The organism is Thauera sp. AutoDN2 (assembly GCF_051280715.1).
Lineage (GTDB): Bacteria > Pseudomonadota > Gammaproteobacteria > Burkholderiales > Rhodocyclaceae > Thauera.
The window spans coordinates 11,724-34,130 of the sequence record NZ_JBNCAR010000009.1; the positions used below are offsets into that span (position 1 = coordinate 11,724).

General features: G+C 64.2%; 21 protein-coding genes and 1 pseudogene. 16 read left to right on the forward strand and 6 right to left on the reverse strand.

Annotation, left to right across the window (positions count from 1 at the left end):
* Positions 1 to 188: 188 nt before the first annotated feature.
* From ACPT9U_RS07265 to ACPT9U_RS07280, 4 genes are read right to left on the reverse strand one after another with little or no spacing between them, the layout of a single operon-like run.
* Positions 189 to 2,261: an AIPR family protein gene (locus ACPT9U_RS07265; RefSeq protein ID WP_435750382.1), complete on the reverse strand. Its 2,073-nt coding sequence runs from the start codon at positions 2,259 to 2,261 to the stop codon at positions 189 to 191.
* Positions 2,261 to 3,226 carry a PD-(D/E)XK motif protein gene (locus ACPT9U_RS07270; protein ID WP_435750383.1) on the reverse strand — a complete coding sequence of 322 codons (966 nt, stop codon included), beginning with the start codon at positions 3,224 to 3,226 and terminating at the stop codon, positions 2,261 to 2,263. The genes ACPT9U_RS07265 and ACPT9U_RS07270 overlap by 1 nt, the downstream gene beginning before the upstream one ends.
* On the reverse strand, positions 3,219 to 5,879 hold the full coding sequence (locus tag ACPT9U_RS07275) for a Z1 domain-containing protein (RefSeq protein ID WP_435750384.1): 2,661 nt from the start codon (positions 5,877 to 5,879) through the stop codon (positions 3,219 to 3,221). Before ACPT9U_RS07275 ends, ACPT9U_RS07270 begins: the two co-directional genes overlap by 8 nt.
* Complete coding sequence (locus tag ACPT9U_RS07280; protein WP_435750385.1) at positions 5,876 to 7,354, reverse strand: ATP-binding protein; 1,479 nt, start codon at positions 7,352 to 7,354, stop codon at positions 5,876 to 5,878. Before ACPT9U_RS07280 ends, ACPT9U_RS07275 begins: the two co-directional genes overlap by 4 nt.
* Positions 7,355 to 7,489: 135 nt before the next feature.
* Here ACPT9U_RS07280 and ACPT9U_RS07285 point away from each other — a divergent pair, with 135 nt between their 5' ends.
* Positions 7,490 to 7,948: a very short patch repair endonuclease gene (locus ACPT9U_RS07285; RefSeq protein ID WP_435750386.1), complete on the forward strand. Its 459-nt coding sequence runs from the start codon at positions 7,490 to 7,492 to the stop codon at positions 7,946 to 7,948.
* Here ACPT9U_RS07285 and ACPT9U_RS07290 read toward each other — a convergent pair.
* Both ACPT9U_RS07290 and mads1 read right to left on the reverse strand, forming a co-directional pair.
* Positions 7,945 to 9,564: a DNA cytosine methyltransferase gene (locus ACPT9U_RS07290; RefSeq protein WP_435750387.1), complete on the reverse strand. Its 1,620-nt coding sequence runs from the start codon at positions 9,562 to 9,564 to the stop codon at positions 7,945 to 7,947. The two genes, ACPT9U_RS07285 and ACPT9U_RS07290, sit on opposite strands and share 4 nt — an antisense overlap.
* 61 nt (positions 9,565 to 9,625) lie before the next feature.
* Positions 9,626 to 9,826, reverse strand: a complete 201-nt coding sequence (mads1, locus tag ACPT9U_RS07295) for a methylation-associated defense system helix-turn-helix domain-containing protein MAD1 (protein WP_009397209.1) — start codon at positions 9,824 to 9,826, stop codon at positions 9,626 to 9,628.
* Positions 9,827 to 10,050: 224 nt separating this feature from the next.
* On the opposite strand from mads1, the gene ACPT9U_RS07300 reads away from it, so the two are divergent.
* The 15 genes and pseudogenes from ACPT9U_RS07300 to ACPT9U_RS07370 all read left to right on the forward strand — a co-directional run bounded on the left by ACPT9U_RS07300 (position 10,051) and on the right by ACPT9U_RS07370 (position 22,348).
* Complete coding sequence (locus ACPT9U_RS07300) at positions 10,051 to 10,416, forward strand: RAQPRD family integrative conjugative element protein (protein WP_435750389.1); 366 nt, start codon at positions 10,051 to 10,053, stop codon at positions 10,414 to 10,416.
* Positions 10,413 to 10,652: a TIGR03758 family integrating conjugative element protein gene (locus ACPT9U_RS07305; protein WP_003294214.1), complete on the forward strand. Its 240-nt coding sequence runs from the start codon at positions 10,413 to 10,415 to the stop codon at positions 10,650 to 10,652. The genes ACPT9U_RS07300 and ACPT9U_RS07305 overlap by 4 nt, the downstream gene beginning before the upstream one ends.
* Positions 10,653 to 10,674: 22 nt before the next feature.
* Complete coding sequence (locus ACPT9U_RS07310; protein ID WP_010792127.1) at positions 10,675 to 11,043, forward strand: TIGR03745 family integrating conjugative element membrane protein; 369 nt, start codon at positions 10,675 to 10,677, stop codon at positions 11,041 to 11,043.
* Between the two features lie 12 nt (positions 11,044 to 11,055).
* Positions 11,056 to 11,466, forward strand: coding sequence for a TIGR03750 family conjugal transfer protein (locus ACPT9U_RS07315; protein ID WP_435750390.1), 411 nt, complete (start codon positions 11,056 to 11,058; stop codon positions 11,464 to 11,466).
* Positions 11,463 to 12,155: a PFL_4703 family integrating conjugative element protein gene (locus ACPT9U_RS07320; protein WP_435750391.1), complete on the forward strand. Its 693-nt coding sequence runs from the start codon at positions 11,463 to 11,465 to the stop codon at positions 12,153 to 12,155. The genes ACPT9U_RS07315 and ACPT9U_RS07320 overlap by 4 nt, the downstream gene beginning before the upstream one ends.
* Positions 12,152 to 13,066 (forward strand): TIGR03749 family integrating conjugative element protein, encoded by a 915-nt coding sequence (locus ACPT9U_RS07325; RefSeq protein ID WP_435750392.1) that lies wholly within the window; start codon positions 12,152 to 12,154, stop codon positions 13,064 to 13,066. The genes ACPT9U_RS07320 and ACPT9U_RS07325 overlap by 4 nt, the downstream gene beginning before the upstream one ends.
* Positions 13,056 to 14,489: a TIGR03752 family integrating conjugative element protein gene (locus tag ACPT9U_RS07330; protein ID WP_435750393.1), complete on the forward strand. Its 1,434-nt coding sequence runs from the start codon at positions 13,056 to 13,058 to the stop codon at positions 14,487 to 14,489. The genes ACPT9U_RS07325 and ACPT9U_RS07330 overlap by 11 nt, the downstream gene beginning before the upstream one ends.
* The gene (locus ACPT9U_RS07335; RefSeq protein WP_435750394.1) at positions 14,470 to 14,904 is read left to right on the forward strand and encodes a TIGR03751 family conjugal transfer lipoprotein; all 435 of its coding nucleotides are present in this window, start codon (positions 14,470 to 14,472) and stop codon (positions 14,902 to 14,904) included. The genes ACPT9U_RS07330 and ACPT9U_RS07335 overlap by 20 nt, the downstream gene beginning before the upstream one ends.
* The gene (locus ACPT9U_RS07340) at positions 14,904 to 17,792 is read left to right on the forward strand and encodes a conjugative transfer ATPase (RefSeq protein ID WP_435750395.1); all 2,889 of its coding nucleotides are present in this window, start codon (positions 14,904 to 14,906) and stop codon (positions 17,790 to 17,792) included. The genes ACPT9U_RS07335 and ACPT9U_RS07340 overlap by 1 nt, the downstream gene beginning before the upstream one ends.
* Positions 17,793 to 17,805: 13 nt before the next feature.
* Positions 17,806 to 18,538, forward strand: a pseudogene (locus tag ACPT9U_RS07345) (DsbA family protein); the annotation flags it as partial.
* 330 nt (positions 18,539 to 18,868) lie between these two features.
* A complete protein-coding gene (radC, locus tag ACPT9U_RS07350; protein WP_416817904.1) occupies positions 18,869 to 19,363 on the forward strand; it encodes a RadC family protein in 495 nt (164 codons plus the stop codon).
* Positions 19,364 to 19,621: 258 nt separating this feature from the next.
* Positions 19,622 to 19,993, forward strand: coding sequence for a TIGR03757 family integrating conjugative element protein (locus ACPT9U_RS07355; RefSeq protein WP_435750396.1), 372 nt, complete (start codon positions 19,622 to 19,624; stop codon positions 19,991 to 19,993).
* Positions 19,994 to 20,149: 156 nt separating this feature from the next.
* Positions 20,150 to 20,944 carry a molybdate ABC transporter substrate-binding protein gene (gene modA / locus ACPT9U_RS07360; RefSeq protein ID WP_435750397.1) on the forward strand — a complete coding sequence of 265 codons (795 nt, stop codon included), beginning with the start codon at positions 20,150 to 20,152 and terminating at the stop codon, positions 20,942 to 20,944.
* Between the two features lie 18 nt (positions 20,945 to 20,962).
* Positions 20,963 to 21,634, forward strand: a complete 672-nt coding sequence (modB, locus tag ACPT9U_RS07365; protein WP_435750398.1) for a molybdate ABC transporter permease subunit — start codon at positions 20,963 to 20,965, stop codon at positions 21,632 to 21,634.
* 12 nt (positions 21,635 to 21,646) lie between these two features.
* Positions 21,647 to 22,348, forward strand: coding sequence for an ABC transporter ATP-binding protein (locus ACPT9U_RS07370; RefSeq protein ID WP_435750399.1), 702 nt, complete (start codon positions 21,647 to 21,649; stop codon positions 22,346 to 22,348).
* The last annotated feature ends 59 nt before the right edge of the window (positions 22,349 to 22,407 follow it).

Genomic DNA, 22,407 nt, shown 5'->3' on the forward strand with positions numbered 1-22,407 from the left:
GGCTGTGCGGCCGTGGCCACGAGGTTTTCGCGTCGAAGTGCCGGGCGAGGTCGATCATTTCCGCCGCCTGAGTGTCTCGCCGAAATTCTTTCTGCTCAGTGAAATCGATCGAAGGCACCAAGTGGATGAACTGATCATCCGCGTACCCGATAGCGTCACGCAGGATTGGGGGCTCTTCAATCCTTCGGTCAGGGATCACTCACAACCACGCCTTCCAGCTGCCCCTTGTCGAGAATATCCAGCAACACCACACTCTGCTTTTCTGTCGGGAGCTTGGAGGGAATCTGCATGGCAACTCTAAGCACGCCGTCTTCCTTCGGCGTGAGCAGATCCTTCTCAAGCAGCGACTGATGGATGCGAGCCCATTCCGCAGCGGGAACAGCCAGCACTTTTCGTTGCGCCTCGATGCCGTTGTCGATCCTCTGCGTCTGCTTCGCTGTCTTCACGATCGCCGCCTGATCATCCTGCGGAACAAGTCGATCGTAGAACTGGGGCGGGAGGAGATTGGCGATCGCTTCGCTACGAGCCTGTATCCTCGTCCAGCACGCCTCCTTCTTGCACCACTCGGAAATATTGGAAATGCCTTGTGGTGGTCTGATGATGTCGTCATTCACGACCCCCGACACGACAGCGATGGCACTCTCGAGCACCGGATCGACCTTCTGTGCATTCCAGATGCCCAGAAAGTCGATGCTCTCCTTCCTGCGTTTTGTGATGTCACCGAGTACCGCCAGCGTGTAGGCCACGATGTTTGCTCGGTACCCGCCGTTGTACCAGGGCTGTGCAGAAACGATGCGCTCCGTGGCGCGGAAGATCAGCCCGCGCGCGACAGCCCTCTTGAAATAGAACTCATTGAACGCGTCGGATGATTTCTCCCACTCGCTGCCGATTCGGGCGGCGTAGCGCGCAAAGTTCTTCTGGGAGCCAAGATTCACCCACCTGGGGTGGTCATCCCAGACATTCTCGAACTTCGCAAGATCCGTCTTCGTGAACATCTGTGGCTTGGGATGCTCCGCCTTGAAGCGACGCTGTTCCGCAGGTGTGAGCTTCGACTGTGCATCGGCATACTGGCCGCGTGCGCGCTCATAGAACCACCGCGTCTCGCGCGGGGCGCCCTTCTGCGCCGGCGCCCAGATCCGCCGGGAAAATCCTTCCATCCGCACATGGAACGGGTGGTTCGAGAAGAAGTCTGCGGCATTCACCCGATTCTGGGTGTTCGCGTACTCCGATATCCTTGGAACGACCGTTTCGCTCTGTTGGCTGTCGATGACGGACAGCTTCAACTGGACGAATATCTGGGAAAGATCTGCCTTGTCCCGCTTCCGTGTATGGAACAGCGATGCTGTGGTCTGGCCCCCATTGACGATCTGAAGGTCGACAACCCTTGTGATCGCCAGACCGAAATCCGTCGTCGCGGTCTCGACACTCTGCGCAGTAGCCGTGATCCCGTTGTTGTAGGCAAAGAACATTCCCGGCTCGTTCAGGATCGTTGCCCTTATTCCCTGGTTCACATTGCCGCGGGCCTGCAGGAATGTTCGGACGTTCTGCTCAAGCAAACGCGCTCCGAATCTCTCGTACAGGGTCGCCAGCGCCTCGGCAGGCATGACCATGAGATAGGATTGATAGGCATCGGTCCCCAGGTGTGCGGGAAGGCAGGCGATACCCTTGCCGAACATCTGCTCGAAGTCGAGGTCGAGTGGCTCCTTGTGGCTGCGGGAGCTTCGCTGACGATGAAGTCGTGAGATGTCCCAGATGTGGTGAGCAGCCGGAACACCTGCCACTTCCGTATCGGGAAGGGCCTGAATCTTCTCGCTGAGCGTGCGCTCGGAGAAGAGAACCAGGTTGACCTGCCGAATGGCGTCCTTGCGATCCGCAATCTGCCTGGCAAGGCCGTACTCCGGCGATGTGACCTCCAGTTCGCTGGCCAGGCCCTTGTTGGCACTGGCCTCGAAGAAGTTGGCAACACGCTTGAATGCCGCGGCCACTTCCGTTCTGGTGAGCGATGCCAGCTCGTTTCGGGAGTCGAAGTCCGCGATGAAGAGGTCCAGAACTCCTTCGTCATTGAACCAGTAGCCGTCCACGCGCATGCCACGCTGCGCCCGGAAATGGCAGAGTTCGAAACCTTCCGTGAAGCCTGTCTCGACTAGGTCGTTCGCGATGGCCTCCATGAATTCGGAGAGCTGGAAGCTGCCATTGGCTTCGGCGCCCGCCAACAGTTCCTGTCGGAAGTCGTGGAAGAACTCTTCGTCGGTCTGCTCCATCAATCCTCCCCGAAGATGGCTGCTTCGTCACACTCGTAGGGAGCAATCGTTTCCAGCCTGATGTCGTAGGCCACGTTAGCAATCCCTGTCGGCAGTTGCGACCGCATGAGACGCGGAAAACCGTCACCGACACGATAGCTGCGCACGTCGCTGACGACAAAGCGAGGCTCATCGTAGTCAGGGAGCGGGGCATAGCCGTGCGCAACCAGCTTCCTGTCAAAGGCCTCGACGGCGTCCGCCTCGCCGAGACGCGCCTGGACTGCAGCGACGATCTCGTTGAGCGATCGGGCTCCTGCCGCGTCGGCCAAGCTGCTCAGCCGGTACATGCGCAGGAACAGCGCATCGTTCAGGGATTCAAGCTGGTCTTCTGACGAAATGCGGATGCTGCTCCGCTCTTCCCCCGAGAGCGATTTGACCTCGACGGCTGTGTTGCCGAATATGAAATCCTGATGTGATCGTTCCGGACCGAGCCAGGCTTCGACGGCGGCACTGCTCGACATCTGCCGATCGATCAGTTCCGTCAGGAAGACGATTTCGGCGAAGAGACCGCGCACTTCCTCGATGGACAGGTGCTGACTCCGGCCTGACAGGAAGGTCTTCCAACGGCGGATGTGTGCCAGAGAGACCGCGAGAGAACTCGCCGAGTCGGTGGCGTGCTCCAGCGAGGATGCAAGGGTGCGGCACAGTCCTTCGAAGAGATCGCGGTCGACCTGCCTTTCAAGGGCGAGGACCAAGTGCTGCTGCCCCTGATCTCCGGCACGAAGATCGACATCGATGCCGTTCACCGTGACCGCGTTCTTCCGGTACTGGGCTGCGTGGTCGCCCTGAAGCTCCACGATGAACAGGCAGGCGCCTCCGGCATCGCGTCCCCAGAAACAGGGCACGGCCGTTCCCACCGCAACCTGGCGGACATTGAAGTCCGCTCCCGGAACGGCGATGTCATCCCACGGAGAGGACTCAGGCATCGTAGTCATCCTCCTCGTCAGGATCGTCGGCGTAACCCTGCATCTGCTGGAGCCAGACCTTGTTCACGACGACATTGATGGTCGTCGAATAGTCCCCGTAGGGAAAACTGACGCCGAAGGCTGCGATCGGTCCCGTCACGGCCTCGCCCTTGGGCTCCAGGCTGTGAATCATGAGGAGCGGCTTGTTCCGGACCATGCGGTAATGCGTGTCGGATACCGCTCCTGAGCCATCTTCGCCGCCAGCAAGCGTCCTGGCCTCATTGCGTTGTGCGTCGCTGAGCCCAAGCTTCTCGTCGCCACGCGAGGCAACCCTGTCCTTGTTCAGGCGCCACGAAGTGCCGTTCGGCTGATCCTTCCCGACGACGCGCACCTGATTCCTCAGGGTGAACGGGTTTTCACCGCCTGAGCCACCCGAAGGGGAAATCAGCAGAACATCGGCCAGCGGGCGCTTCGTCGCAGTCCGTTCGAGATAGCTCACCACGTCCGACTTCTGTCCGGCAAAGGTCGAATGGCATTCGAACCGGGTGAGGAAGTCGTCGATCACCTCGACAGGCACGTCCCTGAAGATGACGCCCTTTTCGGTGGACTCCTCCGGTCGCCCGCCGAATCCACTTCGCCAGTGATCGCCGATCAGCGCAAGGTTCCTGGCATTCACGTCAGGGTCGGTGGAGACAATGTAGCTCTCCCGCAATCGCCCACTGAAACTCTGCTCGACCGTGACCTCCTGGCCGGATCGCATCTTGTTCGCCGCCGTGATCAGCAGGCTGTCCGGATGCGAGCGGACGTACAGGCCAAAATCCTTCGGGCTGAGGCGATCGCGCCGCATGCGCTTGACCTGCTGTACAAGCTCTTCGGCGGCATCGGCGATGTGGGAGTACCAGTTGATCGAATCGCGCGAGAGATGGACGCGGCAGAGGTCCTCGAAGCCCGGCCGGTAACCGAACCACCGGCCCATCTGCATGAGGGTGTCGTACATTTTCGTGTTGCGGTACATGTAGCTGACGGTCAACCCCTCGATGGTCAGGCCTCGGGAGAGGCTCAGACCACCGACCGCGACCGCGGTCAACCCGACTCCTTCCTTCGCGTAGCGGGCGTAGTCGAGCACCTCGTCACTCTTGCTGTTGATGACATAGAGGTGGAGGTGCTCGAAGACGCCGCTGAGGGCAGCCTTCACTTCCGCCCAGGTAAACCCAGCATCGGCATACTCGGCATCGAAGGCGTGCTTCAGGCCCTGCATGTACGCGTTTCTTGAGGAAATCTCCTCCGGCATCGCGTAGTTGGCGAGAACCGCTTCCCTGATCTTCTTCTCCCTGAGACTCAGGAAGTCACGCACGGCCTTCTGAACGGGCACGAAGCGCGACACGTTGACCATCATTGAGCAATGCTTGCCGGTCTGCCCACGCAGGTTCCGGATGGCGCGGGCGACGATGAACTCGTCGAGTGCGCGATAGAGGCTGGGGGGCAACTCGTGGACGGGATCGTCACGCTTGTGGGCGTACGGGATGAGATCCTCGCAATCGTCGATCGGCCTCACGATCGATTGACTGGTCGCCTCGTCGAGGAACACCTTCTCGGCACCGAAGTACGTCGTTGGCGCGTCCAGGCAATAGATGAAGTCGCGCGGGAACAGCTCCTCACGCACATCATCGCCATAGGCGTCGGGGTTGATGAAGATGTTGGCGAACGGTGTCGCCGTGTAGCCGACATAGCACGATTTCGCGAACAGCCCGAGAATGCGCCGGATCATCGCATTCGTTTGGGTCGGATCCAGATCCTCCTTGTTCGTGTTGATCGACGCGTTGTCGGCCTCGTCGTCAATCAGCAGCATCGGCACGTCGGAAATCCGGCCATCGCCCTCGGCGTTCAGCTCCTTCAGCCACTTGTGAAGAGCCGTGAGCGTCGTGACGTTCTTCTTGATGACCAGAATGATCGGCTTACTGAAGTCGTTGATCTTCCAGCCGCTCTTTTCCGCCGTGTTCTTGTTGAAGTCCTCGTTGATGTTGGTGAGCGTGGCCGGATGCGGATAACCCGGCGCGAGACCGACACCGATGTTGCGACGATCCTCAGGATCGCTAGACCGGCCGATGAAGGCCTCATCGATGCGCTGCTGTGTTTGCTTGCGCAGATTGTTGTGAATGCCGGCGACGACGATGATGAACTTGTAGCCGGCGTCGGCGGCGCGTGCTATCAGGCCGGTGTAGTTGGCCGTCTTGCCCGACTGCACATGACCGATGACAAGTCCGCGACGGTTCCAGGTTGTGCCCTCGCTCAACGGGTCCTGCAGGTGGCCGAGAATGCGGGTCGTCACATCGCTCAGCGACTGGACCATCTGCGGTGGCCAACCTTCCTTGAGAAGAAAGTTTCCATAGGATTCCGCATAGGTCCAGGCGACATCCTCACGCTTGTGGACCCACTGATCATCATGCTTCGCAGTGACATCCACCAGCGAAACACCGGCGCCCATGCGCGTGTCGACCGAAATCATCGCCTCGGTGACGATATTGCGGAGATCACCCGTATAGCCGAAGATTGCGGCGATCTGTCTCGCCTTTTCCTCCACCTGCTCGCGCGTCGGCGTCTCGGCCATGTTGGCAAGGCCCGAGATGAGCGCGTTGGCAATGTTTCGTTCTTCCGAGATGACTGTGAGGCTCATGCAAAGGTCTCGCTGATGAATTTTTCCGCCAGTTCGATCTGGCCATCGAAAAGGTGCGTCGAGCGCACGATCTGCAGAAAGGCATTCGGATCGCCCGGCCCGTCGCCGTAGAGCACCTTCCTGAGACTCTTCAGGCGCTCCAGAGTCTGGCTTTCATCCACCGCCCTCTGGTTGATCTCGCGCGGATGGGTCGAGTAATCGGAATAGATCATCTCCACCGGCAGGGAGGCCGCAATCGAATCCAGCAGGACACGAAGCAGATCCGCATCTTCGGACGAAAGTCTTGTGCCCAGGGATGCGATGAGCGGGTGCTGCTCGTTGATTGCGAAACGGATGCCGCCGAGATCGGCGTAGCGCTCCCAGAACGGGGCTTGGCTCTCCTGAAAGAGCTTCTGCCCGCGCCCCCTATGCACCGTCACGCTGCGGGCAGTGATCCTGTTGATGATCTGACGCAGCCGCTCCCGCACCCCATGCGGCGGGCGGGCACGCGATTTCTTGATGTCGATGGTCCAGGCTTCGTCCAGACTGTTGGGAAAGTCGATCTGTACCCGCGCCAACTTGGTGGCCTCACCCTTCGGCACGAGTCTGAACCAGTCGCCCCAGGCCATCAGGCGGCCGTTTCGATAGACGTAGCCCCCCTGATTGGAGATGAAGTCACTGCGATCCTGGTAGTAGTCGTACTCGGACGCGGACAGACGACTGTGGTGCGGAAGCACGTAAGGCTGCAGGCGCACCTCGGCCTCGCCGATGCGGACGATCTCCTCCGGAAGCACCTGGGTGGCAGGATTCTTCCTGCAGAAGGGATCGAATGCCGTAATCGGACGACCATTGACGGTGAGAGAAATCCTGGCATGTCCCCTGATCTCACCCGAGAGAAACCGGTGGAAGACAAGTGACAGATGTCTGCCCACCGCCTCAAGCTTCTCATTGACGATCTCGTCTCGACGATCCCCGGCCTCGTCCTCCATCAATCGGTCGAGCTCTCGCCAGATAACGGCCGTGCCCCGGGCGCCGAGCCGTTCGACATAAGGCAACCCATGGATGTCCGCATCGTCCAGGATGGAAAGGATCCAGTCGTCGGCAGCATCGATGCGATCCAGATTCCATTCGGCTCCGCAGACAGTTCCATCGCGTGTGCTCACAACGGTCAGCGAGCGGCATTGGGAAAACGATGCTGTCTTCAGGCCAAGGCCGAAGCGCCCAAGATCCTGCGGCGACCGATGCTGCCTGGGGTTGCCGGTCCCATGACGCATCGCATCGAGCAGCTCGTCTTCTGTCATCCCCCTGCCGTTGTCGAGGGTGACCATCACAGGATGCTCACCGGACACATCGCAAATGATGTCGATGGTGTCAGCGCCAGCGGAAATGCTGTTGTCGATCAGATCGGCAATCGCAGTTTCGAGCGAGTACCCAAGGTCCCGCATCGATTCGGAAAGGCAGGCCGCGCTCGGCGGATGACTGCGATCACGAGCCATCGGCTTCCTCTTGCGTCTTCTCGTGAGTCAAGCGCATGGTAAGCTCCGAATTGCTGCTTCGGGTGTCGTCTTCATCCGTTCGCATTGCCAAGCGGAAGCGCGGAGCTGCCATTTCTGCAGACATTCAGGCGGAAGATGCTCAAGACCATGCGCGTTCCTACCACTCCGCAGCGCAGCCGCATGATGTCGAGCATTCGCGGAAAGAACACCCGGCCGGAACGGATACTTCGCTCCCTTCTTTTCGCCAGGGGTTTTCGATATCGACTTCATGTGCGGGGGCTGCCCGGCTCCCCCGACCTTGTGTTCCCGAAGCGCAAAGCAGTGGTGTTCGTCCATGGCTGCTTCTGGCACCGACATGAAGGCTGCCGCTACACAACCACTCCCAGGACCAATGAAGATTTCTGGCGGCAGAAATTCCAGGGAAATGTCGCTCGCGACAGGCACCATGCGGAGATGCTCCATGCTCTCGGCTGGCGCGTGGCGGTCGTCTGGGAGTGCGCCTTGAAGCACTCGGTCGAGGAGACTGCGCAAGCGGTTGAGGAGTGGCTGCATGGCGATGAGGATGTCCTGGTGATTGGTCAGAGCATTGACTAGCCCGCTTCGGCAAGCACCGGAAGCTGTTCTGGCAGGTTTCGCGGCACGCTTCCCGCCGGCCTCTTCTGTACGGCATCACCAGCCTGCCTCCGCCTCCTCCTGCTCATCTCGTTCAGAAGGCTACGAACGATCTTGGCCAGTTTGTGGGCAAGCAACGGAGGCACCGCATTGCCGACCTGGGTGTACTGCTCCGTGCGGTTGCCCGCGAAGACGTAGTTGTCGGGAAACGTCTGGAGCCGTGCTGCTTCCCTGACCGTAAGACTTCTGCATTGGGAGGGGTCGTAGTGGATGTAGTAGTGCCCGTCCTTGGCAATGTGAGCCACCACCGTGGTGGACGGTTCGTTCCTGCACTGCACGCGGAACCGATCCTTGAACGGGATCGCTTCGGATTCCCGATCGACATGCACATTGATGTGATCGGGAAGCAGCTTGGGAGGGAACACATCCAGCCGTGGGCAATATCCCCATAAATGAGCGAAGCTGGCCGAGAAGAGATAGCGAGCAAGATCGGATGCCATGTGCGCGCGCGCTTCATGCTGACAGACACCACCCAGGCTTCGGTCGTGAAGCCATTGCTGAAGCTCGGTCGGCTTCTTCGGCCTTCTGTAGCCTCGTGAAATGAAGGCGCCACCGGTCGTGGTGCTGGTCGCCGCAGCGCCAAAGGCACGCATTGTCCCGATCATGACGGACTCGTTTTCTGTCCTCCATCCCTTGACGTAAGAGGGGGCAGCCTGAACAGCCTTGCGCCATGCCTCCACTGAATCGCCACGCGACAGCTTGCTGCGGATTCGGGGAAGATCGTCAATGGCCTGTTTGACCGTGACAGGCCTTGCTACTGGTGCCAGCAACTGGTGTTGAGGCATGTCCAGCCCCTTTCTCACTCCGAGCAGAATCACGCGATGCCTGCTTTGCGGGATCCCATGGCGCTCAGAATGGATTAGGTAGTCGGTGGGTTCCAGCGAACTGCCGTCGCCCTCCTTGGTGAAGGATCGGATCTCATATTCGAGCCTCTCGGTCGGCATCGAAAGATCCGCAATGATCTTCTCGAACATCGGGTCGCCGGAGTGCTTCGAGGAAAGCAGACCCTTGACATTCTCCATCACGAAGATGGTGGGCTTGTGCACCTGGATGATTCTCAGGTACTCCCTGTAGAGGAAGTGCTTTTCATCCTTGTGAAAGTCCTTGTCGTTGGCGCGTCTGGAGCGCCCCGCCAGCGAATACGCCTGGCAGGGCGGGCCGCCGATCAGCACCCAGGTTTCCTGCCCCTTCAGTGCAGCACGAATTTCCCTGTCGATACTGGCTTCGTCGGACTTGCCAAGCTCCAGGCACCTCGCCTCGGTGGCAGCATGCTCGAAGGCGCTGGCCACGGCAGGGATCCTGCGGAAAGTGGCCTCATCGATCTCGCCCCGTATGTAGCTGTAGTAGTGCTTGACGTCCTTGGTGCCACGCAAACGCCTGAACACTGCCCTGAGCGTCAGCGTGCGATGTGCGACAGCATCCTTTTCAATGGAAAGGGCAATCTCGAAGAATGGCTGCCGCTTGTGGCCCTGCAGGGAAGCAAATCCTTCCCCGAGCCCTCCTGGGCCAGCAAAAAGGTCAATTATGGGAACTGGCACGCCAGCAATCCTCCACTGAGTTCTTTCCCGAATGTGATTCGGTTGCCGATTGGGTGCACGCTCACTCTGCCTCCGGCTTCTTCTTGCTGATGCTTTCGGCGATCCACCGATCCAGCTCCGAGCGGCGAAAGCGCCAGGTTCCCCCAAGCTTGAACGCCGGAATCTCGCCTTTCTGGGCAAGGCGATAGACCGTCCGCTTCCCGGCTTTGAGATAGGCCGCGACCTCCTCCAGCGTGAGGATCTCGCTCTCGACTTCGGTCATCCGGAAACCATCCGATCTGGCCTTTCGTAGATTTCGATTGCCAAGTTTAGCCAATTCTACCAAGCCGCGGTAGGCGCTGGCCAACTCCGCAATGCGGGGAGCATTGCACGGTTGATCGCCAGCTCGACCTGGGAATCCGGTCATACCGTAGTTCCCATTCCCTACGGCGCAAAGCGAGAGCACGCCACAGCATCTGGCCATCCGCATCAACGGGGAATGGCACGATGGGACAGACCAACCGCCGCACATCCGCATGGCCTGCGCTTGCCATGGTGTTGGCTGTGTCGTTCTCGGCGCTGCAGCCTGCCGTCGCTGCCGACGGCGTCGCCATGGAGCGTGAGCAGCTCGCCGCGCTCGCCCGCCAGCTCGACCTGATCGACCGCCTCGCCGAGCACGCCGCCCATACCGCTCCGCAGGAACGCACCCGCTACCACTTCGACTACGCTCGGCTACGCGCAGACCTGAAGCGCGTTCGCGCCGGCCTGCAGGACTACCTCGTACCCGAGCGCGCCCAGCCGCGCGATCCCGTCCCGCTGGCCGGCGATTACGTTCGCCGCGACCGCGCCGACGACGAGGAGCCATCGCCATGACGCCCTCTGCCGATCAGGTCGCCGCATTCCAGGCCAACGGCGGCTTTGCGCCTTCGGCCGTTGCTGCCGTGGTGCTGGGTTTCGTGTTCGCCGTGCTGCTGCTGTGGGGCGTGTGGGCCATGCGCACCGCCTACGTCGGCTGGGCCGAGCACCGCATCACTGAACGTCAGTTCCTCGCCGTCGTCGTGCGCTTCGTGGCGATGTACCTGGTGCTGACCTTCTTCCTCCTCTCCTGACCGTCACGAAGGGCCATACGCCATGAACACGCCACCGACATTCCATCGCATTCCGTCCCGCATCGCCGCACCGCTGCTGCCGCTGGCGCTCGCGGGCCTGCCGCTGTCGGCCTTCGCGCAGGGCCTGCCGACCATGGAAGACCCATCGCGCGGCCAGGGCAGCGGCATCCTGCAGACCTTGCAGAACTACGGCTACGACATCGTGCTGCTGATCGCGCTGCTCGTGGTCGCCTCGATGTTCGTCGGTGTCTGCTATCACGCCTACACGCGCTACTCGGAGATCCACACCGGCCGCGCCACCTGGGGCCAGTTCGGCCTGACGGTCGCCGTGGGCGCGATCCTGCTGGTGGTCGGCATCTGGCTGCTCACCAAGGCCACCGGTGTGCTCTAAGGGCGTCAAACGATGGCCGCCCCTTCGGAGTCCCCACGCGACACGCTGGTGACCTTCCTGCCGCACCGGCTGAACCGCCAGCCGGTGGTCGTGCGCGGGCTGACCGCCAACGAGTTGTGGATCTGCGCCGGCCTGTCGGCCGCAGCCGGGTTTGCGCTCGGCGTGCCGCTGGCCTGGCTCACGCACAGCATCGCCATGGTACCCACGCTGATCGTCGCCGGCATCGCGCTGGGCGTCTTCATCGGCGGTGGCTTCCTGCGCGCGCAGAAGCGCGGCCGGCCCGACACCTGGCTATACCGGCAGCTCCAGTGGCGGTTGGCCCTCAGGCATCCGGCGCTGGCGGCGCTCCTGGGCGGCCAGCGCCTCATCGCCCGCTCGGGCTACTGGACGACCCGGCGCAACGCCAATCGAGGTGCGCCATGAGCCGTTTCAGGAACGAGGTTGCGCACCTGCAGGCGCACGTGAAGACGCTGCGTCTGGGGGCCGGCGCGTTGTTCGCGGTGGCGCTGCTGCTTGGCTTCGGCTGGTGGAGTGCGCCGAAGAGTCTGACCATCCATGTGCCGCCGGACTTGCGCTCGGGCAGCACGCGCAAGTGGTGGGACGTGCCGCCCGAGAGTGTGTATGCCTTCTCGTTCTACATCTGGCAGCAGGTACAGCGCTGGCCCACGAACGGCGAAGAGGACTATCCGCGCAACCTGCGCGCGCTGTCGGCCTACCTGACGCCGAGCTGCCGGGCCTTCCTGCAACAGGACTACGAGTACCGGCGCGCCAGTGGCGAGCTGCGTCAGCGCGTGCGCGGCATCTACGAGATTCCCGGCCGCGGCTACGGCGATGATCCGGCCACGCGCGTCAAGGTGGTCTCCGACCGCGATTGGATCGTCACGCTCGACGTGAGCGCGGACGAATACTACGGCTCCGAGCAGGTCAAGCGCGCCCTGGTGCGCTACCCCATCAAGGTCGTCCGGCTGGACATCGACCCCGAGCACAACCCCTTCGGCCTGGCGCTGGACTGCTACGCCAGCGCACCCCAGCGCATCGAAACGCCGCCGACGCCGACCCAGGCGGGCGCGCCCGCCAACGCCTCCGGCCACCTGCAGGGAGACTCTCCATGAAGTCCGTTGCCTTGTCGGCCCTGGCCGGCGTTCTGCTGATCCTCGGTTTCGTGCCGACCAGCCAGGCTGTGGAAATCCTGCGCTGGGAGCGCTTGCCCCTGCCGGTGCCGCTGGTCGTCGGTCAGGAGCGCGTGGTCTTCATCGACCGCAATGTGCGCGTCGGCGTGCCGGCCGGCGTCGGCGACCACCTGCGCGTGCAGAGTGCGGGCGGCGCGATCTACCTGCGGGCGAGCGAGCCGATTCCGCCCACGCGGCTGCAACTGCAGGACGTGGAATCCGGCGCGCTGATCCTGCTCGACATCGCCGCCGAGCCGGCGAAGGACGGCCAGGCGCCGCTGGAGCCGGTGCGCATCGTGGAAGCGGAAGCCCCCGCGAAGCGCTACGGCGGCGGTGCGGCAAGCGGCGCGGACGAGCAGGCCGATGCGCCCGCGGACAAATCCGTTCCCCGGCGCGAAACGCCGGTACCGGTCGTGCTGACGCGTTATGCCGCACAGAACCTGTACGCCCCGCTGCGCACAGTCGAGCCGGTCGCCGGCGTCGGGCGCGTGAACCTGCGCCGCGACCTCGCGCTGGACACCTTGCTGCCGACGCTGCCGGTGCACGCGCGGGCACTGGCCGCGTGGCGCCTGGAGGACCAGTGGGTGACGGCCGTGCGACTCACCAACACCGCCGCGCGCTGGCTCGACCTCGACCCGCGCGCCCTGCAGGGGAGCTTCGTGGCGGCGACCTTCCAGCATCCGAACCTGGGGCCGGCCGGCACCCCGTCCGACACCACGGTGCTCTACCTGGTCACGCGCGGGCACGGCCTGGCCGAGTCGCTGCTGCCGGCGCTGAGCCCGATCGACGCCACCGTGAACCTGCCGCCGGCCGCCGCGGCCGGCTCGACCGGAGGAGCGAGCGATGAAGAGTAATCCGCTGCTCAAGTGGCTGCTGATTCCGATGGCGCTGCTGCTGGTGTTCGTCGGCATCAAACTGTTCTCCGGCGCCCCCGGCGGCCAGCCCGCCTCCAAGGGCGCAGCCAGTACGCTCACGCCCGAGGAGATGAAAGCCCTGGGCATCGCTGGCGACACGCCGCGCGATACCGTCGCCACGCTGGTCGCGCAGGTGAAGCAGTTGCGCACCGAGCTGCAGAGCGCGCTCGGCGACAACAAGCAGCACAAGGCTGAGAACGAGCGCCTGCGTGCGCGGGAAGGCGCGATCGACCAACGCATCCAGAGCGCGCTGGAGGGCGAGCGCAACCGCCTGGAGCAGGAGCGCAATCAGGTGGCCAGCGACAGGCAGCAGACCCAGGGGCTGCTGCAGAGTCTGCAGCGGCAACTGGACGGCCTTTCCGGCAAAGGTGGCGCGTCCGACCTGCCCGTCGGGCTGGGGCTGGAAGAGGGTGACGGCCAGCGCTTCAACCGCGGCGTCGGTGGCACGCAGTGGATCGAGCCCGACGATGCCAAGGTAGACGCCAAGAACGGCAGCAAGGAGGCGAGCTTTCCCCTGAGCTTCGGGCCGGCCCAGAAAAGCCTGTCGGCCGCAGTGGAATCCGTCGCCGACATCGGCAGCCGCGCCGTGGGCGCATCCACGAAGGCCGTCTACACGGTGCCGTCGAACTCGACGCTCATGGGGTCGATTGCCATGACGGCGCTGATCGGGCGCGTGCCGATCGATGGAACCGTCAACGACCCGTACCCGTTCAAGGTGCTGATCGGCCCGGACAACCTCACGGCCAACGGCATCGACATCCCCGACGTGGCCGGCGCCGTGGTCAGCGGCACGGCCTCGGGCGACTGGACGCTCTCGTGCGTGCGCGGGCAAATCCGCTCGGTCACGTTCGTGTTCCAGGACGGCACCATCCGCACGGTGCCGGAGGACAGCAGCAAGGGCGGTAGCAGCGGCGGCAACTCGGGTCACAACGGCGCCAGCATCCAGGGCGGCCTGGGCTGGATCAGCGACCCCTATGGCATCCCCTGCGTCAGCGGCGAGCGGCGCAGCAACGCCCAGCAGTACCTGGGCAGCCAGGCGCTCATCACCGCGGCCGGCGCCGGCGCGGCCTCGCTCATCAAGTCCGACAACGGCAGCGTGGCCGTGGTCGCCAACAGCAACGGCTCGCTGGGCACCGTCGGCATCAGCGGCAACGAAGCGATGGGCCGCATCCTCGCGGGCGGCGTGCGCGACATGGCCGATTGGGTCAACAAGCTCTACGGCCAGGCCTTCGCGGCGGTCTACGTGCAGCCGGGCGCCAAAGTGGCCGTGCATCTGGAGCAGCCGCTCGACATCGACTACGACGCCAAGGGGCGTCGGGTCCACCACCGCACCGGAGAAGCCCATGCCTCGGATCTGGATTGACGCGGCCGCCGTGCTGCTGGCGGCCACCCTGCTCGGCGGCTGCGCCACCAGCAAGGAGAAGCTGCTGCCGCACGGCGACAGCACCATGCTCGACATCTGGCATCGGGAGACCGGCGGCGGCGCGGGCAGCGGCCAGGCCGCGCGGCAACTGCTCGATGCGCGCCAGGGCCTGCGCCGGCCGCTGGCCGATGCCGACGTGCAGGCGGCGCCCGGCGTGCAGGCGCGCTACACCCGTACCGCGCAGAACGAGATTTACCGCCAGTTCCACCGCCTGCCGAACCCCGACCTGGTGATGTACGTGTTCCCGCACCTTGCGGGGACCGACCCGGTGCCGGTGCCCGGTTACAGCACGGTGTTCCCGCTCTACCAGCGCGTGCAGTACGCGATGCCGGGCGAGCGCGTGGAGGACTACTGATGGCTTGGTCGCTGCCGTGGTCACGCAAGCCCGACGCATCGACTGCTGACGCTGTGGATGCGGCTGATGATGCCTGGGCACGGCACGTAACGGCCCTGGCGGCACAGGGTGTCCCCGAGCCGGGCAGCGCGCTCGGCCGGGGCCGGCGCAGGCCGGCCACCCAGGCCGACCACGATGCGCTCTATGGCGTCGCGCCGTCGTTCGCGGACTTGCTGCCCTGGGTCGAGTACCTGCCCGGCAGCAAATGCATGTTGCTGGAAGACGGCCAGTCGGTGGCGGCCTTCTTCGAGCTGGCGCCGGTCGGCACCGAGGGCCGCGAGATGGCTTGGCTGTGGCAGGCGCGCGATGCGCTGGAGAACGCCCTGCAGGACTCCTTCGACGAGTTGGACGACAACCCCTGGGTGGTGCAGCTCTACGCCCAGGACGAGGCCGACTGGGACAACTATCGGCGCTCCCTGGCGAACTATCTGCAGCCGCGTGCGCAGGGCAGCGCGTTCAGCGACTTCTACCTGCGCTTCTTTGCCCATCACCTGCGGGCCATCGCCAAGCCGGGTGGCCTGTTCGAGGACACCACGGTGACGCGCCTGCCGTGGCGCGGGCAGGTCCGGCGCGTGCGCATGGTGGTCTACCGCCGCACGTCCGCGGCCCCGACCCCGCGGCGCGGCCAGTCGCCCGAGCAGGCGCTGACCACGATCTGCGACCGCCTCGCCGGCGGGCTGGCGAATGCCGGTGTGAAGGCTCGGCGTCTCGGCGCGGCGGACATCCACGCCTGGCTGCTGCGCTGGTTCAACCCGAATCCGACTTTGCTCGGCGCCGCGGCCGAAGACCGGGAACGCTTCTACGCGCTGACCCGCTACCCGGAAGAGCGGGAGGAGGGCGAGATCGAACTCGCCAGCGGCACCGACTTCGCACAACGGCTGTTCTTCGGCCAGCCCCGTTCGGACGTGCCCAACGGCCTGTGGTTCTTCGACGGCATGCCGCATCGGGTGATCGTGATGGATCGTCTGCGCACGCCACCCGTGACGGGCCATCTGACGGGCGAGACGCGCAAAGGCGGCGATGCCATGAACGCGCTGTTCGACCAGATGCCCGAGGATACGGTGATGTGCCTGACGCTGGTCGCCACGCCCCAGGACGTGCTGGAGGCGCACCTCAACCACCTCGCCAGGAAGGCCGTCGGCGAAACCCTGGCCTCGGAGCAGACCCGCCAGGACGTGCAGCAGGCGCGCGGCCTGATCGGCAGCGCGCACAAGCTCTACCGCGGCGCGCTGGCGTTCTACCTGCGCGGCCGCGACCTGGCCCAGCTCGATGCGCGCGGCCTGCAGCTCGTCAACGTGATGCTCAACGCCGGCCTGCAACCGGTACGCGAAGAGGACGAGGTGGCGCCGCTGAACAGCTATCTGCGCTGGCTGCCGTGCGTGTTCGATCCGGCTGCCGACAAGCGCCAGTGGTACACCCAGCTTATGTTCGCGCAACACGCGGCGAACCTGGCGCCGGTCTGGGGCCGCAGCCAGGGCACGGGGCATCCGGGCATCACGTTCTTCAACCGCGGCGGCGGTCCGATTACCTTCGACCCGTTGAACCGCCTCGACCGGCAGATGAACGCGCATCTGTTCCTGTTCGGCCCCACGGGGTCGGGCAAGAGCGCGACGCTCAACAACATCCTGAATCAGGTGACGGCGATCTATCGGCCGCGCCTGTTCATCGTCGAGGCTGGCAACAGCTTCGGCCTGTTCGGCGACTTCGCGGCACGGTTGGGCCTCACCGTGCATCGGGTGAAGCTCGCGCCCGGCGCGGGCGTCAGTCTGGCTCCGTTCGCCGACGCCTGGCGCCTGGTCGATACGCCGAGCCAGGTACAGACGCTGGACGCCGATGCGCTCGACGAAGACCAGACCGATGCCGGCATGGTCGTGGAAGGCGATGAGCAGCGCGACGTGCTCGGCGAGTTGGAGATCACTGCGCGACTGATGATCACCGGCGGCGAGGACAAGGAAGAAGCGCGCATGACCCGCGCCGACCGCAGCCTGATCCGCCAGTGCATTCTCGATGCGGCCCAGCATTGCGTGGCGGACGAACGCACGGTGCTCACGCGCGACGTGCGCGACGCGCTGCGCGAGCGCGCCCGCGATGCCACGCTGCCGGAGATGCGGCGCGCACGGCTGCTGGAGATGGCCGACGCCATGGACATGTTCTGCCAGGGCGTGGACGGCGAGATGTTCGACCGGTCCGGCACACCGTGGCCCGAGGCGGACGTCACCATCGTGGATCTGGCCACCTTCGCGCGCGAGGGCTACAACGCCCAGCTCTCGATTGCCTACATCTCGCTCATCAACACGGTCAACAACATCGCCGAGCGCGACCAGTTCCTGGGCCGCCCGATCATCAACGTGACGGACGAAGGCCACATCATCACCAAGAACCCGCTGCTCGCGCCCTACGTGGTCAAGATCACCAAGATGTGGCGCAAGCTCGGCGCCTGGTTCTGGCTCGCCACGCAGAACCTGGACGACCTGCCGAAAGCGGCCGAGCCCATGCTCAACATGATCGAGTGGTGGATCTGCCTGTCGATGCCGCCCGATGAAGTCGAGAAGATCGCGCGCTTCCGCGAACTCAACGCTTCGCAGAAGGCGCTGATGCTCTCCGCCCGCAAGGAGGCCGGCAAGTTCAGCGAGGGCGTGATCCTGTCCAAGTCGATGGAAGTGTTGTTCCGCGCCGTGCCGCCCAGCCTCTACCTGGCGATGGCGATGACCGAGCCCGAGGAGAAGGCCGAACGCTTCCAGTTGATGCAGCAGCACGGCATCAACGAGCTGGATGCCGCCTTTCGCGTGGCCGAGAAGATCGACCGCGCGCGGGGCATCGAACCTCTGACGCTGGACACGCTGGCCTGACGGGAGCAACACGATGCGCATGCCTTCATTCGCCCGCCGTCATCCCTGGATCGGTCTGCTGATCGTGGTGACGATTGGGGTTGCCTCGTGGATGCTGCTGCGCGCGCCGCATCCGGCAACCGAGTCCATGCCCCTGGCCGCCGCCGGGTCCGAAGCGTCGAAACCGGCCGGCCCGCCCTGGCTGTATGGCCGTGCCGATGCACGCTTCACGGTGGTCGGGTACGCCGACCTGGAGTGTCCGTACTGCCGGGCCTACTTCCCCGCGCTCAAGCGCTGGATCGACGCCCATCCCGAGGTGAACTGGCAGTGGCACCACCTGCCGCTGTCCATGCGCGAGCCGGCCGCGACTGCCGGGGCACGCCTGGCCGAGTGCGCGGGCGAGGACGGGCGGACATGCCACGTTCTGGCAGGCCGTGGCGTGGCTCTACGCGCACACCCGTGGCGACGGCCAGGGTCTGCCGGAGGGCCTGCGCTATCCCGACCTCACGCCAGCCATGCAGGGTTGTCTCGACAGCGAGCGCCCCGATGCGGTCATCCGTGCCCAGGCGGCGGAAGCGGCACAGCAGGGCATCGCGGCCACGCCGGCCCTGCAACTGCGCGACCGCGAGTCCGGCAAGACCCTCCTGCTGCACGGTCCCGTCGAAGGCGATGCCTTGCTGTCGGCCATCGACCTGCTCGCCGCCGGCAGCACGACCGCAGCCGAACCAGCCCATTCCCGAGACATGCCCGCCGGCGTCGCCGGTGACCACGGGTCGAGCGCAAGCCCCGGCATTCATGCCGGGGTCAGTGAGACAAGCGTTGCCTCGGAGCCGAAGGCTCCGTCTGAATCGTGGCGAGGAAGCTCCGGCCTTCAGGCCGGAGTGACTCACATGCCCAGGTAGCCATCGATCTTCAAGGCTGCGGCGCGGCTCGTCCGCGTTGATCGAAACCCGTTCGCATCGCATCCCTTGACGCGAACAGCCACCGCATCCGTGGTGGTGGATGCCCGCTCGTCACCTGTTCCATCCCCATCGTCCCCAGGAGGGTTTGCCCTCCATGGGCAGGCGCCCTCCGATCTCATCCATTGGAGGTTCGCTATGTCTCTTGTCATCGTCGACTCCTGCCCGGAGTCGCTCACCCTGATCGCCGCCCAGCACGAAGACTGGATCATCCGGCAGGCCATCACGCTGCTGGAGAACCGCGTGTTCAAGGCCGGTCCGGCGCTGGGCAGTCCCGCCGCCGTGCGCGACTACCTGCGCCTGAAACTGGTCGCGGAGCCGAACGAAATCTTCGCCGTCGTGTTTCTCGACAGCCAGCACCAGGTGCTCGCCTTTGAGCCGCTGTTCAAGGGCACGGTCGACCAGACTTCGGTGTATCCGAGGGTGGTGCTCCAGCGTGCGCTGGCGCTCAACGCTTCGGCGCTGATCCTGGCGCATCAGCACCCCTCGGGGAACACCGAGCCCTCGGCCGCCGATCGTGCGATCACCGAGCGGCTGAAGAGCGCGCTGACCACCGTCGATGTCCGGGTGCTGGATCACTTCATCGTCGGCAAGGGCAGCCCATTCTCCTTCGCCGAAGCCGGTCTGCTGTAGCAGCGTCAGTTCACTTCGTAGCCTCGGCATGCGCCGTTCATCCCCATGGGAGCCTTCGGGCTCCCCTTCTTTCGACAGCGCTCCCCCAACCGGGACATCCCGGCTTCGGATTCTCTGTCGCTCCGCGGACGCCCTTGAATTCGACTACGACCCGCATCGACACCACGGAGGCGCAATATGCCGGTTCCACCCCTTCGCTTACTTTCATCCCTCGCCTCGTGGCGACCCATGACTGCCACGGCGATTACGTGGCTGTGCATGGCTTTGTTCTGCCCGCTCGCTGTGGCCGATGTGCTTGTCGTCACCGACAGCCATCATCCCGTGCAGCCGGCCGCCGAGGCGCGCGTTATCGAACTCGATTTGCCGGCTCGCCTCGAGACCGAGCTGGCTGCGGGGCTGCCCTCCGATCCTGTGAGGGCCGCGGCCGTCATACAGCAGCGCCTCCGCGAAGGAGGCGAGGAACTCCAACACCGAATCGGACGCGCCTACCAAGGCGTCGCCGAGGCCTGGGGACTGGGCGTCGTCAAGATTCCCGCGATCGTGGTCGACCGTCGCTATGTGGTCTACGGCGACCCGGAGGTCAGCCGGGCCATGGCGTCCATCGAAGTCCATCGGAGGGCTCGACCATGAACCAACTGCACTCGGCGCCATCGCGGTTCGGTGTCGATCCGGGGGGCAATTTGGAAGGGAAGTACCTCATTTTGATGGTGTGGGCCGATCGTCCAACGTGATCCTTCAAGAGCTGTTGATGTATATCAATTCGAAAGCGCAATATCCAAGTGTATATTGCGCTTTCGAAAACAAGCCTATGAGACCGCCGTGTTGACTCCCACATCCGTGAAAAAAGGCCTTGTCGTGCTCGCTGCCCTCGTCGCGACCGGCCTGGCGCATGCCGGCGAGGTGACGGTGTCTGCCGCCGCCAGCCTGACGAACGCCTTCAAGGACGTTGCCCTGCGCTATGAGGCGCAGCATCCCGGCTCAAGGGTCCTGCTGAATTTCGGCTCCTCCGGTGCGGTGCTGCAGCAAATGGCCAAGGGGGCGCCTGTCGATGTCTTCGCCTCTGCGGACCAAGAGACGATGGACATGGCGGAGGCGCAGGGCTTGGTTGTCCGCGGGGAGCGGCACGACTTTGCCCGCAATGCCCTCGTACTGGTGGTCCCTAGTGACAGCAGGCAGTCCCTCGGCCGCCTGGATGACCTGATGCAGCCCGCTGTGCAGAGGGTCGCTATCGGCAACCCCGCGAGCGTTCCCGTCGGTCGGTATGCCAAGCATGCGCTGGAGGCGGCCAAGCTGTGGTCCGACGTTTCGTCAAAGGCGGTCAGCACCCAGAACGTTCGCCAGTCGCTCGACTACGTGGCGCGTGGCGAGGTGGATGCGGGTTTTGTCTATGCAACTGACGCGGCGGTCATGAAAGACAAGGTGCGTGTGGCTTTCGAGGTGCCGCTGGATGTCGCGATCGCGTATCCGATCGCACGGACGGTGGGGAGTGCGAACGCCGAGGAAGCCCAACGATTCGTTGCCTTCGTGCTGTCGCCGACCGGGCAGGCAATCCTTGGCAAGTATGGCTTCCAGAGGCCGTGAGCCGGGTCTCGATAACACATGGAGTCGGCATGGACGGCGCTGGCCCTCTCATTGAAGGTCGCCGGCTGGGCTACGGCGATCGACCTGGTGCTAGGCGTTGCCGTGGGTTACCTGCTGGCGCGCACGCGCTTCCCCGGGCGAGATCTGCTCGACACGCTGCTGACACTGCCAATGGTGATGCCTCCGACCGTGCTGGGCTATTACCTGCTGGTGATGATCGGGCGGCGTGGCTGGCTGGGGGCGTGGTTGCACGAGCAGTTTGCGATCAACTTGATCTTCACTTGGCAGGGCGCGGTGATCGCGGCCTCCATCGTGGCTTTCCCGCTCGTGTTCAAGCCCGCCCGCGCAGCCTTCGAGGCCGTGGACGGGCAACTGGAGCAGGCTGCCCGGGTGCTGGGTATCCCCGAGGTCGCCGTATTCTTCCGCGTCACCTTGCCGCTGGCGTGGCGTGGCATCCTGGCCGGCTTGCTGTTGGCCTTTGCCCGTGCACTCGGCGAGTTCGGTGCGACCTTGATGGTGGCCGGCAGTATTCCCGGCAGGACGCAAACGCTGTCGGTGGCGGTATACGAAGCGGTCCAGGCCGGACAGGACGATACCGCCAACCTGCTCGTGCTCGTCACTTCGGTGGTGTGCGTGGTGGTGCTGCTGGCGGCGGGGCGGCTTGCTCCCGGCCGCGTTGCCAGCCGCTAGGGAGGCCGCGCGATGCAACTTGACCTAGACGTTCGCAAGACCCTGCGGTCCGGCCAGCGGGTGTTCCATCTCGATGTACGTCTTCAATCCTGCAGCCAACGTATCGTGATCCTAGGCCCGTCCGGTTCGGGCAAGAGCCTGACGCTCAAGGCCATCGCTGGCTTGCTGCGCCCGGATTCTGGCCATATTCGCCTTGACGGGAAGGTGCTGTTCGACGCTGCAAAAGGCATTCATCTGCCGCCCCAGGGGAGAGAAGTGGCCTACGTCTTCCAGGACTACGCCCTGTTTCCGCACTTGACCGTGCGGCAGAACATTGCCTTTGGGCTGACGCGAGGGTGGTTCAACCCGCTGGCGCATGTCCGGCACGAAACGGTCGAATACTGGCTGGATGCGTTCCAACTCGCCCATCTAGCCCACCAGTTCCCGGTTGAACTGTCGGGTGGGCAGCGCCAGCGCACTGCGCTGGCACGGGCCTTGGTGGCGAGACCGCGCGCCCTCCTGCTGGACGAACCTTTCGCCGCACTCGATCCGACCTTGCGCATTGCGATGCGCGAGGAGTTGGGAGAACTCCAGCAGCGGCTGCAGGTGCCGATGGTGCTCATCACGCATGACCCGGAAGACGCGGTGGTTTTCGGCGATCACGTCCTGAGCCTGCAAGACGGGCGCTTGACCGTCGAGGCCGGGGAAGGGGCGCTGGAGGCCTTGCATGCGTGAGCCGTTCATTCGGCTTCGCCACCTGAACAGCGGCCAGGGGAAGGTGTCGTCACTTATTT